Raw genomic sequence first — 12,598 nt, 5'->3', positions numbered from 1 at the left:
TTTGCCGTGCCCGGGATAAATGCAGTTGATTATTTTTGCATAAAAATACCCGCAAAAATGAGTCAAATACTCTTTTTGGGCGGTGTATTTTCGTTTTCTGATTATTTGGTCAGGGTAAAAATCTCCGTATCCTTAAGGATCACCAGTTTGTTCTTACCAACGCCATTTTTTTTTGCTTCCTCGCTTAATGTGAGTCTTGTGGTACGGCAGTGGTCAAGCGCATCCATATGCACTGCAAGTATTTTTGCCTTTCCGCTTGAGGATATAAGTTGCATAACCTGTTTTTCATCCATAATGATCGGCACATTTTCAAAACCCTTGATCTGCGCTCCTCCTGAGTTAACCACAATAATATCAGGTTTGATGCTTTTGATATTTGCTTTGATGGTGTCGGTCCATATAGCATCACCCATAATATAAATTGTCGGTCCACCTTTTGTTCTTAATACGAAGCCTGACGTTTTGCCCATCATCTCCAACACTTTGCCTGATCCATGTTCCCCATTTATCCGCTCTATACTGATATTATCCCACTTTGTCTGGTTTTCAAGGGTCTCGGCATTGATGTAGCCTTTCGAACTGAAGAATACCTTATCTGCCGGCTGATTAATAATCTTTATAGATTTTTTCAAAATATTATTTGCAGCATCATCAAAGTGATCAGCATGCGTATGGGAGACCAATACTAAATCGACACTATCGGTAATTTGTTGCATTGGCATCCGTATATCCACTGTCGGATTTCTTGCAATACCGGCCCATGACTCGATTGCACCTTTGGCAGAGAGCATGGGGTCAACCAGAATCTTGTGGCCACCATAATGAATGATCAATGTAGCGTTCCTTACAAGCTGAATGCTGGACTTTGATCCGGACACTTTCTGTCCAAACGACGCTATCGCTGTCAATGACAAGACAGCTGTTACTAATAATTTTTTCATAACTTAAACTTTACTTTTTTTGATTCCTCTATCTATGGCAACAAAGGTCGATAGAAGGCGTCGGTCATGGGATATCAAACCTGGTTTAAAAAGTGGCGTTTTGATAACCATTGATCAGCAGTAGTGGTAGAATCGGTTTATGAGCACTAAGCTGAGCTATTTGAAACCGGTATTATACACGAGAAAACATTCAGATCAAATGGTTACAGGAATTTTAGTAATTTTAGCCGGATCGAAAAAATTGAAAACAATAAAATTCCATAAAGGCGAGTGCGGTGTACATTTTCTACTGAATGTATTAACAGAAAAGGATATTGACTATAGCCTGACGGCAACATTTAATACTGATTACTTTGAAATTCTATTTTTTAAAAAAGCATCGGGAATTGTTTTGCTTAATGAGAAGCAAATAAACATATCAGATAATTCAATCATATTCATTTCACCCTATCAAAAGCGTAACTGGCAACTCGATGTCGAGCGTCTGGAAGTTACGACATTAATATTTCAGGAGGAATTCCTAAACGACTTTTTCGCAGATAAGCTGTTTACCTATCGTCTGCTGTATTTTTACCAGCTCAGCTTCCCATTGTCCATTACAATTGATCATGAGGATCTTCGAAAATACTGTAAGTTTTTGACCGAAATAAAAACGGAGCTTATTGACAGTAAATTTGATAGTTCGCACATCATCCGATCTTTGACATATTATCTTTTACAATCGTTGAACCGTCAATATGCCAGCCAATACGGACTGCCTTTAAACGTTGATGGAAATACACAGATCCCATTTTTGTTTAAGAACCTGATCGAACTTCATTTCAAGGAAAAACAGCGGATCGGAGACTACACGGAAATGCTTGGTGTCAGTAGGATTTCACTTAATAAAGCCGTAAAAGCTCAGTTTCAGATAACAGCAAGCCAGCTGTTAAAACAGCGGTTGTTATTTGAGATACAGGACCAGATCCTTCACTCTAATAGGACCATCAATGAAATTGCATATGATCTGAATTTCTCTGAGCCGAACAATCTGATGAGGTTTTTTAAAGTTCAGACTGGTATGACAACTTCAGAATTTATGGCCGGAAAAATTTTCATTTAAAACAATAATATTTAAACGGAGCCGCATAGCTTGAAGATTCCGGTCAGCTCCGTTCTATTCGACAGCTATTCTCCCCAAAACTCGTCGTCAACCGGCTGGTCTGCTGAAAACGTCCACACGTGGATAATCTTGTCCTCTTTGATTTCAAATAGGTCTAAACCTCCAAGGTTCATTGTTTTGCCTTCCTTTTGGGCGCTAAACCAAACTGGAACTGCCACCAGACCGGCATTTTCCATCATTTTTCCGGTTGGTGCCACAGTCATATGCCCCAAGGTATCACTCATAATGCCTTCAAACATTTTAATAATTTCACCCAGGTTGCTTTTAATTCCTGCAAATTTGTTTCTGCCCGGTTGGTCCCATTTGGCCTCAAGGGCAAAAAACGAAAGTGTCCGCTCCATTTCGCCTTTTGCCAATGCATCAAAGTATGATGCTACAATATCTTTTGCATCCATATAATATCAACATTTATTTAATAAAAAAATCCTTGTTTATTTTGGCCCACTGGGCCAGCGATGTCATCTTTACAGGCAGCTTCTGCAATATTTTATCCATTTCAGAATTGAATTTCAGGGGATATTTATTGCTTTCCTGAAGGCCTCTGTAATATGAAGCTACCGCGTCAGCTGCAGCATCACCAACAAATGGCGCCAAAATTCCTTTAAACTCTTCAGTAGGCTGTGTGTAGTAATCTATCTTCTCACTAACACCTTGAGAAAAGCGTTCCGCAAGCTCATCTCCCTTAAGATTTTCAAGCCCGCTTACCTGAAAAGTATCCGCAGTCAGATCGGCGCTGTAGATAGCTTCAACGACTAGCGCACTCACGTCCCTAGAGGCAATCCAACCGATTGGCATAGGCTCAGGAGTCGGATAGGCGAGTTTTTTCTTTTCGGAAACAAAAGGTGCACAGAAAGCGCCCATCATATTTTCCATGTAAATGGTGGGTTCGATTATTACGTACTGCAACCCGCTTTCCAAAAGATAATCCTTGACATCCAGTTTTACATCATCCGTGGGCATACCTGTCTTTTGGTCCGGCAGCCAACCGCTGGTATTCCAAACAATTTTTTTAACACCGTTCGCTTTGGCCGCGTCGATAACATTTTTTGAAAATTGGAATCCGTCAAGAGGGTTGGGCAACGAAACTGGAATCATAAAGGCAATTGCATCAATATCTTTTGTGACCTCTAGCATTTGCGCAGCGTCGCCCATGTTTCCAAACAAGGGAACCGCACCAGCATCCTTTAACTTGGTAGCACCTTTCTCATTACTTGTTACAGCAAATACCTCTGCGTTTTTCTTTATTGCCTCAGGTATGATATTGAATTGTTGGGAGCCTGTGGCTCCAAATACTAATATTTTCATTTTTTTTATTTAAGGTTAACTAGAGCAAAATTCAATATTTACATACCTTTGTACAAGTACTTACCAAAAGGTTGGGCACATACCTTTTGGTTAGAATTATTGATTATCAATGGAAGAAAAAGCACAAAAAATTATTCCTTGCGACAAAGGATGTCCCGTTAAAGCATCATTAAGGCTTTTAGGAGGCAAATGGACACTGATGATAATTTTTCAGATCAATGATAATGTGATAAGGTACGGTCAGCTGAAAAAGGCAATTCCGGATATCAGTGAGAAAATGCTCATACAGGAGTTAACGATGCTGGTCAAAAATAAACTCGTCAGTAGAAAGGCTTACCCTGAAATCCCTCCAAAAGTTGAATACAGGCTGACCGACCTAGGAAAGAAAACCCTTCCGGTTCTTGATAAATTAATCGAATTCGGTCTGGAGAATTTGGTGTAATGCTGAAGGAAGGATCATTTGGCCACCAAAGCGAGCGAGTTCTGTAGACGGTTTTGGATAAGTCAGGCAAGTTATCGAAATAGAGTTCGCTCGATCATATGGATTGTTAACAAGGCTTATAGGATTGTTGCCTGAGTAAAAATTATGGCCATTAGGGTAAGTGAAGGATGTTCGAAAAGTCGGATTTTTATAAAAAAAAGTCATTTTTTTATAAAAATGTACCTGGTCACATCGATAAATTTGTTTTTGTATTAGATCATGCTGACCAAATGTATATGAACCGTAGAAAACTTATCCAAAGCCTTAGCCTAGGTTTGCCTGCAATATTGCTTTCCAGTAAACTTTCTGCCCTGGCAATAAACAGGGATGCCGCAAAAGAATTTGTTGAAAAAATCTTAGCTGGACCATTTTCTCCAACTTGGGAATCGCTCTCCAACTATCAGACGCCTGAGTGGTTTAGAGACGCAAAATTTGGAATGTGGGCTCATTGGGGACCACAATGCCAGCCGGAAGCAGGAGACTGGTATGCAAGGAACATGTACATGGAGGGCAATTGGAAATATAAATACCATGTCGAGAAATATGGGCATCCGTCTAAATTTGGATTCAAAGATGTAATCAATATCTGGAAGGCAGAAAAATGGGATCCGGAAGCATTGGTTTCCCTATACAAAAGCGCAGGGGCAAAATATTTCATGGCACTCGCCAATCATCACGACAATTTAGACTTATACGATAGTAAATATCAGAAAAACTGGAATTCGGTAAAACAAGGACCTAAAAAGGATATCATCGGCGGCTGGGCCGCCGCCGCAAAAAAACATGGGCTTCCTTTTGCTGTAAGTGTCCATGCAGCACATACCTGGAGCTGGTTTGAAACTGCTCAGCGAGCTGATAAAACGGGCCCGTTGGCAGGAGTACCCTATGATGGAACCCTTACCAAAAAGGATGGAAAAGGCAAATGGTGGGATGGACTTGATCCACAGGAACTTTACGCCCAAAATCATGAGCTCAGTAAAAACAGCGAAGATGATGGCATGATCCATAAACAATGGCATTGGGGTAATGGCGTAACTCCACCTAGCAAAGCATACATCGATAAATTCTTTAACCGGACAATCGACCTGATCGATAAATACCGCCCGGATATGATATATTTTGATGATTCACAGTTTCCAATGTGGCCCATTAGTGATGCCGGTTTGAAAATTGCTGCTCATATGTACAATAAAAGCATTAAGGACAATGGTAAACTAACCGCAGTTATCACCGGTAAGATCCTCACCCAAGAGCAGCGGAAAGCGATGGTATGGGATATTGAACGCGGGCAGAGCAATAGTATAGAGCCTCTGCCATGGCAAACTGACACCTGCATCGGTGACTGGCACTACGATAGGGGGATATACGACAGGAAGGCTTATAAAACCCCAAAAACGATTATCCATACCCTGGTTGATGTGGTGAGTAAAAATGGAAACCTGATGCTGAATATTCCTGTTCGGGGTGATGGCACAATTGATGAACTGGAACGCAAAATTGTTGAAGAAATCGGTATCTGGATGAACGCAAATGGAGACAGTATCTATGGAACGCGGCCGTGGAAGATATTTGGAGAAGGACCGGCACAGAACCAGGCCGCTTCATTAACTGCACAGGGGTTTAATGAAGGTAAAGGAAAGCCTTTTAGTCAGCAGGACATACGCTTCACCGCAAAGGGAAACGCGCTTTTCGCTACTGTGATGGCCTGGCCAACTGACGGATCTGTGCTTATTACAAGTCTAGCGATAGATAGTTCATCTTATCCCCAAAAAATAAACAGTGTACAGCTTGTAGCAACAGGCCAGGAACTGAAATTTGAAAGAAATGCAGATGGCCTTAAAGTTTACTTTCCTGATGTTAAGCCATCGGCTTCTTATGCCAATCCACTAAGAATTGCTTAATGGTATTGTTCTCCGGTTTTAAGAGATTGATAATAGCCTCAAGCATGGTGGGTTGTATCAGTAGTGTTTACATAACCGGAGATTTACATCGGTCAGCTTACTTTACCCCATTGTTGGCTTGAAGACTTACAATAAATGCCAAGGTTTAGAAAAATCTATTCTGCCCATCAGCGTCTCAATTGCAAGCCAAAGAACTTTCAAATACACCTTTAAATATGAAAAAATACGCCCTTGCGCTTGATCTAATTGATGACGCTGCGCTCATTGCAGAATACGAAGACTACCATAAACATGGCTGGCCGGAAATAACGGCTAGCATTATTGATTCCGGAATTTTAAAAATGGAAATCTATAGGGTTTCAAATCGGCTATTTATGTCGATGGAAACCACCGAAGAGTTCAGTTTCTCACATAAGGCGCAGATGGATGAGAAAAATGAAAAGGTCCAGCAATGGGAAAAACTCATGTGGAAGTTTCAGCAACCTTTGCCCTTTGCCGACGAAGGAGTGAAGTGGGTACTTATGGAAAAAATATTCGAATTGGATTGCGCAAAACAAATTAAGTAAACGACCAGCCATTAATGAAAGCAGCGCTATGCCTCTTCCCGCTAACCGCTAGAAAAAGACCTTCCTGATGGTGTACTGCATCTTATTCTGATGTGGCTTTTGAGATAAGAAATCTTAAATGGGATCAAAAGACATCTTGGTCTGATTACAAAAATGAGCCCATTTAGATAGTCTGAGACACGTGAATTTTTATCGCCCTGTATGATATCCGCCTTTAATGTACTAAGTTTACCCACCAAACCAAGTATATTATGATGATTGCCATCAGAATGTTTTTTTCATTTTGTCTGATCATAATTAGCTTTCATGCTGCTTTTGCCCAGTCTATAAATGACGAATCCGTCAGCAAACGATGGTTAACTGCCAAAAACTATACGATAGCCAATGGGCTTCCCTCAAAGAGCACTACTGCTACATTACAAGATAAAAAGGGGTTTATATGGGTTGGAACCGAAAATGGCCTGTGCCGTTTCGATGGCTTTAATTTTAAGGTATTTTCAAAGAAAATAGGTGATAGCACCTCCATTACAAATAATTATATCAACGCACTCTGTTTGGACCGTCAGGGCCGGATATGGGTGGCAACAATGGACGGGCTCAATCTGTTCGATCCGCTTTCTGAAACTTTCAAAAGATTTTTCCACAACGAAAAAAAGCCAGGCTCTTTAAGCAATAATAAGGTATGGTCTATTTTGTGTGATAGGGAAGAAACCGTTTGGATTGGTACCGATGATGGATTTAATCAGTATATACCCGATCGGCAACAATTTCGGATTTATAAGCCACATCCCACAAGACCAGGCAGTATGGTAGGCAAATCTGTTAACGCGATCATCCAGGATGACGGCAACAATTTATGGCTGGGGAATTGGAGCGGGGGGCTTAACAAATTTGATAAAAAAAGCAGGCTCTTTACCAGCTTCCGTCAATATCACGTCAATGGAGAGAAAAATCCAAATGACATTTGGTCCCTCAGTTACGCTTCAAATGGAAGTATATGGGTTGGAACCTATTGGAACGGTCTTTTTAATTTCGACGTAAAAAGCAGTAAATTCTCTAAGATTCAGCATCCGGAAAATGAAACATATTCCGTCTTCAGTATTATGCCCTTGGATGACAGATCGCTGCTCATTGGGGGTAGCAACGGTTTTTATCGCTATGGTATACTGTCAAAAAAGTGGGAAAAGATCGGTAGCATAAAAAACTATGCCAACGGTGAGTCGTATAAAGACATGAACGGTATCGTGTGGATAAATGCAGTAAACGGACTGTACAAAATAGATCATCAGCGTTATAATTTAAAAATTAAGCCACTGCCGTTTGGAAACAGGGGTATCAGCAGTATGCTTGTAGGAGATTCATCAATTTGGTTCGGCACTGATAATGGCCTTTTTAAAGTTGAAAGAAAATCTGGAAAAACACAGCTGTTTACAAAGAGCCAAGCAGCTAACAGTCTTACAAGTAATAACATAAGTGACCTTTATTTCGACACCAATGGGATTCTCTGGATATTAACAGAGAACGGTTTTGATAGCTACGATGAGCGTAAAGCTGTCTTCACCCACCACTATCATCACTCTTCAATCGGTAATCTATTTAACGAAGATGTTTTCAGGAGTATTTTAGAGCTTGATAAAGGCGTATATGTTCTGGCGACTGATGCAGGAATAAAGATTTTTGACCGGAATAAAAACAAATACCAGCATTTCTATAACCAGCCTCAAAATGCGCTTTCAATAAATAATAATCACGCTTATGTGCTCTGCAAAGCTTCTGATGGTAGGATTTGGGTAGGGACTTATGGTGGAGGGGTAAATATATTCGATAGAAAAACTGGTAGCTTCACGCAGGTCACGACTGATAATGGATTAAGCAGCAATGTTATAAATAAAATTTTCCTTGACACTAAAAAGAATATTTGGATCTGTACTCCTGATGGATTAAATATGTACAATCCACGCACAAAGCAGTTTCAGGGCTATTCGAAAAGGGAAGGCTTTTCCAGTAATATCTTCAAAGATATCATTGAAGATAGCCAGGGAACCATTTGGCTGATAACCGAGAACGGTATATCCAGCTTGGTTCCAGCGACCAGTAAGGTTAGGAATTTTGATGAGGCTGACGGGTTTTCGGTAAATGCTATTCTTGGGCGTAACGGCGATTCTATTTTTGTTGCCGGAAGCAAAGGTTATATTGCTTTTCACCCTAAACAGGTTACCTTAAATGAGGGCAGTCCCAAAGTTTATATTACCGATTTTATGGTATTTAGCAAATCCGTGCTGCCAAAGCAAACCGGTCCCTTAAAGGAAAACATCAATACTGCAAAAGAAATTGTCCTTGAGTATGATCAAAGTGTTTTTTCGTTGGAATTTGTTGCACTAAATTATGCCGATCCGATGAAAATAGAATATGCTTACCGGTTAGTGGGCTTCGATAAAAAATGGAATGAGGTAGGCAATCAGCGTAATGCTACTTATACAAATCTGAACCCCGGACTCTATCGTTTTGAAGTAAAGGCAACCAACAGTGACAGGACCTGGAACAACGAAGCAACAACTTTGATTATAAGGATCAGATCTCCATGGTATCTGACATGGTGGGCTTATGTGATTTATACTATGCTGATTCTTCTAGGGGCCGGGATTTATATTTCTTACCGGAGAAAACAGGAAAAACTGAGATATGAGATAAAGATTGCCCATCTGGAAAGTGAAAAGGAAAAGGAGCTCAATGAAAAGAGATCGACATTCTTTACAAACATTTCGCATGAATTCAGAACTCCCCTCACACTGATCATCAACCCCGTAAAGGATCTTCTCCATCAGGATGGCAGGTACCTGGATACCCGCAACATGAATATTATCTACAGGAATGCTAAGCGTCTGTTAGGCCTTGTCGATCAATTGCTACGCTACAGTAAGGTGGATGCGCAGGGAGATACCTTAAAAACATCAGGAGTTAATATTGTTGAACTGGTGAAAGAGGTTTATCTATGTTTTGATCATCAGGCAAAATCAAATAGGATCGATTATTCCTTTCATAGCTCTTCAGCGGCCATTCAAATTATTGCCGATAGGGAAAAGCTTGAGATTGTGATCTTTAATTTACTCTCAAATGCCTTTAAGTTTACGCCAGAGGGTGGAAAGATAGGGATAGACATAAAGGAAAATGATGCTGATGTTACTATAGAGGTGAAAGATTCGGGATGTGGCATCAGCCCTGAAGCACAGGAAAAGATTTTTAACAGATTTTATCAGGAACCTGCAAAAAACAGGTCGTTTGGAGGTGGTTTTGGAATAGGACTTTATTTGGTTAAAACCTTTGTAGAACTGCATGGGGGAAAGATAAACTGCCTTAGCGATGCACATTCCGGAACAACCTTCCATGTCCAGATCTTAAAAGGCGGAAATTATATCAGTTCTTCTACGATTGATACCGATGTCGAGCAAGATCCAATATTTTTTAAAGCGCTTGATCAGCATGGACTGGAAATTGCCGTTGAGCAGCATGATGAACTGTTGCTTAACGATTTTGTTTCCGAAGAAAGAAAATCTATTCTTATTATCGATGATAATGAAGAGATTGCCAGTTACCTCCGTCAAATTTTTGCTAAGGAATATCACATTCTACAGGCCTGGAATGGAGAAAGTGGCTTATCGATTATACGTGAGCTTCTTCCTGATGTGGTAATTAGTGATGTAATGATGAATGGGATCGGGGGGATTGAACTTTGCCAGAAAGTAAAAGAAGACGAATCTATCTGCCATATTCCCATCGTACTACTCACCGCGAATACTTCTGAAGAAGTCAAATTAAAAGGTATTGAAAGCGGTGCGGATGATTTCATCAGTAAGCCATTCGATAAGAATCTGTTAATGGCCAGGATCGCGGGTATTCTAAGAAGCAAAAACAGCCTGCAGAACTATTTTTATAGTGAAATCACGCTGAATCCAAACAGCTTAAAAATATCCGCAGAATATAAAGACTTTTTAAAGAACTGTATCAGTATTGTTGAGCGGCATATTGATGACCCTGATTTTAATATCAAAACATTAGCCGAAGAATTGGGAATGTCCAGAGAGAATCTATATAAACGGATCAAATCCATTTCCGGACATTCATCCAATAGTTTCATACGTTTTATACGTTTGCGCAAAGCCGCCGAAATTTTTATTAGCACCGAAAATACCATTAGGCAAACCATGTACAGCGTTGGAATGAATGACATAAAATATTTTAGAGAACAATTCAAAAAAGTATTCCTGATGAACCCCTCGGAATACATCAAAAAATATAGAAGAGTCTTTTCAAAGACCGTTTCAGTCAACCAGGATCTTAAGCGTAAAAAAATATAAGGGTACACTGTTAAGCCGCTCTCCCTATATTAACTTTTTTTCAACGGTAAGGTTAGCCAAGTCTGACGCATATTGTCCCTTATTTGTCAATCCAAAAGACACCCCCTCCGTTTGCCCCTCCAATTTTACCTGTTAGCCCCCCCTTTCTAGTTTGAAATAGGCTGAATTTAGTGAACATTATCAATACTGATCATTGAACTGTCGTTTCCTTTCTATCACGGGACTCCTGCTTTTAAAGGTTGGTATGATTATACTTTCTGACAGCAAACCCGCGATAATGAGTGGATGGCAGAAATTATTAAAAACCGATTATCAAATTATCAATAATTAAAGAAGGCAATATGACAATGAATAAACGGCTCATCAGGCATTCTTTTCGGCTGCTGAACGTCGACTACGTAAAACTCGGAAATAAGTGGAACTTTAGAAATGTAATCAGCCCGTATTATAGACTGTATTATATCGATGAAGGCGAAGGTATAATATCCGGTCCGAACGGTTCGCTTAGGCTAATTCCCGGTAATCTCTACCTCATTCCCAGTTTTACCCTGTGTAACCTCTATTGCGAACACTTTTTAAGCCAGTATTTTGTTCAGTTCTTTGAAGATTCGGCAGACGGGATATCGCTGTTTTCCAATTGCATGGAAAGTCTGCAGATTGAGGCAAACACTAACGATATCGCCAATTTTAAGCGACTGATCGCTATTAATCCGGGCAGAGGGATCAACAGGTCCAACGATCCAATGGTGTATGAAAAAGATATTTATTACAAGGAATACACCGAGCTGAATAACCTTCAGAGTATTGCTGTGCAATATGAAACACAGGGGATTATTTTTCAGTTGATATCCAGATTCTTAAAACCGGAAATATTTCATAAAGACAAGATTATTGCCAAGCCCTCTGCAGTGATGGATGCCATTGGTTATATACAGATCAATCTGCGGACACCGCTAAAAGTAAGTCATCTTGCGGACCGGGCAAATTTGAATACAGATTATTTTTCAAGGCTCTTTCACCGCTACACAGGTCAAAGCCCCGTGAACTATATCTTACAAAAAAGAATAGAACGGGCCCAGTACCTCATTATTACCAGTAAAAAACAACAAGATGAAATTGCCGAATTAACTGGATTTGAAAATGTTCATTATTTCTCCAGGGTTTTTAAGAAGCTTACCGGACTAACACCAGGCGCTTACAAAACGCAGAATAAGACATTGAATTTTATTGATTGATCCCACGGGATTAATGCACATCAATTTCATGCTGAACATCATTTAATTTCCATTGAACAGCACATCAAAAATCGGAAAAGTATAAAAAGAAGTCTGTTTACAATAAATCATATCGCCTGATTAGATTTTATATTTGATCACATCATTAACCGGCTGTTAAGGATGTATAACCAAATATTTAAGGCAACAGGTTTTGCCTTTACACAATTAATTTTTAATACCCGCTGCGGATTTTGAGTGATCTGATGAAGATCATGGTAAGCCAGGTGGATATAAAAGTACCAACTAACGCGACAATTATGAGAAAACTATTACTAGCCCCGTCTGCAACTTAAGGTAGGCCATTACAACCATTTCGTTTTTCTGTTTGAACCCTGTATGTCGGGGTATAAGGAACTGCTTTGACTCTTTTTTTAGGCACTTCAAATGAAAAGCGACTATAACGCATTAAAGGTTCTGCTTAAGACAAAATTATGGTTTATAGCGCTTTCAGTACTGGTAAGCAGGTAAATGCAACCACAGGAGTATTTGATGGGGAATTTAAAGTGATCAAAGAAAGAATAGGCGCGCCGTTTCATCTGGCAATCAGCTGTCGGGCCCTTGGGAAAGGAATTTTACCGATCATTCCCAATTTAAAGAATACTGCTGGTAG

Annotated in this window: 9 protein-coding genes; 6 read left to right on the top strand and 3 right to left on the bottom strand. The window is 40.0% G+C overall.

Annotated elements, in window-relative coordinates:
- Positions 1–101 precede the first annotated feature (101 nt).
- Positions 102–941 carry an MBL fold metallo-hydrolase gene (locus LQ201_RS25350; RefSeq protein ID WP_230146470.1) on the bottom strand — a complete coding sequence of 280 codons (840 nt, stop codon included), beginning with the start codon at positions 939–941 and terminating at the stop codon, positions 102–104.
- Between the two features lie 199 nt (positions 942–1,140).
- Between LQ201_RS25350 and LQ201_RS25345 the strand changes: the two genes are divergently transcribed.
- Positions 1,141–2,043 (top strand): AraC family transcriptional regulator, encoded by a 903-nt coding sequence (locus tag LQ201_RS25345; protein ID WP_230146469.1) that lies wholly within the window; start codon positions 1,141–1,143, stop codon positions 2,041–2,043.
- Between the two features lie 65 nt (positions 2,044–2,108).
- On the opposite strand, the gene LQ201_RS25340 is transcribed toward LQ201_RS25345, so the two are convergent.
- Positions 2,109–2,498, bottom strand: a complete 390-nt coding sequence (locus LQ201_RS25340; protein WP_230146468.1) for a nuclear transport factor 2 family protein — start codon at positions 2,496–2,498, stop codon at positions 2,109–2,111.
- 13 nt (positions 2,499–2,511) lie between these two features.
- A complete protein-coding gene (locus LQ201_RS25335; protein ID WP_230146467.1) occupies positions 2,512–3,408 on the bottom strand; it encodes an SDR family oxidoreductase in 897 nt (298 codons plus the stop codon).
- Between the two features lie 109 nt (positions 3,409–3,517).
- Between LQ201_RS25335 and LQ201_RS25330 the strand changes: the two genes are divergently transcribed.
- From LQ201_RS25330 to LQ201_RS25310, 5 genes are all read left to right on the top strand, one after another.
- Complete coding sequence (locus LQ201_RS25330; RefSeq protein WP_230146466.1) at positions 3,518–3,850, top strand: helix-turn-helix domain-containing protein; 333 nt, start codon at positions 3,518–3,520, stop codon at positions 3,848–3,850.
- 275 nt (positions 3,851–4,125) lie between these two features.
- The gene (locus LQ201_RS25325; protein ID WP_230146465.1) at positions 4,126–5,790 is read left to right on the top strand and encodes an alpha-L-fucosidase; all 1,665 of its coding nucleotides are present in this window, start codon (positions 4,126–4,128) and stop codon (positions 5,788–5,790) included.
- Between the two features lie 215 nt (positions 5,791–6,005).
- Entirely contained in the window at positions 6,006–6,356 is a 351-nt protein-coding gene (locus LQ201_RS25320) for an L-rhamnose mutarotase (RefSeq protein ID WP_230146464.1), read from the top strand.
- Between the two features lie 251 nt (positions 6,357–6,607).
- Complete coding sequence (locus tag LQ201_RS25315) at positions 6,608–10,711, top strand: two-component regulator propeller domain-containing protein (protein ID WP_230146463.1); 4,104 nt, start codon at positions 6,608–6,610, stop codon at positions 10,709–10,711.
- 347 nt (positions 10,712–11,058) lie between these two features.
- Positions 11,059–11,946 carry a helix-turn-helix domain-containing protein gene (locus LQ201_RS25310; RefSeq protein ID WP_230146462.1) on the top strand — a complete coding sequence of 296 codons (888 nt, stop codon included), beginning with the start codon at positions 11,059–11,061 and terminating at the stop codon, positions 11,944–11,946.
- Positions 11,947–12,598 lie beyond the last annotated feature (652 nt).

It is taken from the genome of Pedobacter sp. Bi126 (assembly GCF_918698245.1).
Taxonomy (GTDB): domain Bacteria; phylum Bacteroidota; class Bacteroidia; order Sphingobacteriales; family Sphingobacteriaceae; genus Pedobacter.
The sequence above is the reverse complement of the archived record's forward strand: the minus strand, read 5'-3'. Positions and strand labels throughout refer to the sequence as shown.

Coding starts and splice junctions, on each gene's coding strand:
- LQ201_RS25350 (WP_230146470.1), bottom strand. CDS start 941: ATGAAAAAATTATTAGTAACAGCTGTCTTGTCATTGACAGCGATAGCG.
- LQ201_RS25345 (WP_230146469.1), top strand. CDS start 1,141: ATGGTTACAGGAATTTTAGTAATTTTAGCCGGATCGAAAAAATTGAAA.
- LQ201_RS25340 (WP_230146468.1), bottom strand. CDS start 2,498: ATGGATGCAAAAGATATTGTAGCATCATACTTTGATGCATTGGCAAAA.
- LQ201_RS25335 (WP_230146467.1), bottom strand. CDS start 3,408: ATGAAAATATTAGTATTTGGAGCCACAGGCTCCCAACAATTCAATATC.
- LQ201_RS25330 (WP_230146466.1), top strand. CDS start 3,518: ATGGAAGAAAAAGCACAAAAAATTATTCCTTGCGACAAAGGATGTCCC.
- LQ201_RS25325 (WP_230146465.1), top strand. CDS start 4,126: ATGAACCGTAGAAAACTTATCCAAAGCCTTAGCCTAGGTTTGCCTGCA.
- LQ201_RS25320 (WP_230146464.1), top strand. CDS start 6,006: ATGAAAAAATACGCCCTTGCGCTTGATCTAATTGATGACGCTGCGCTC.
- LQ201_RS25315 (WP_230146463.1), top strand. CDS start 6,608: ATGATGATTGCCATCAGAATGTTTTTTTCATTTTGTCTGATCATAATT.
- LQ201_RS25310 (WP_230146462.1), top strand. CDS start 11,059: ATGAATAAACGGCTCATCAGGCATTCTTTTCGGCTGCTGAACGTCGAC.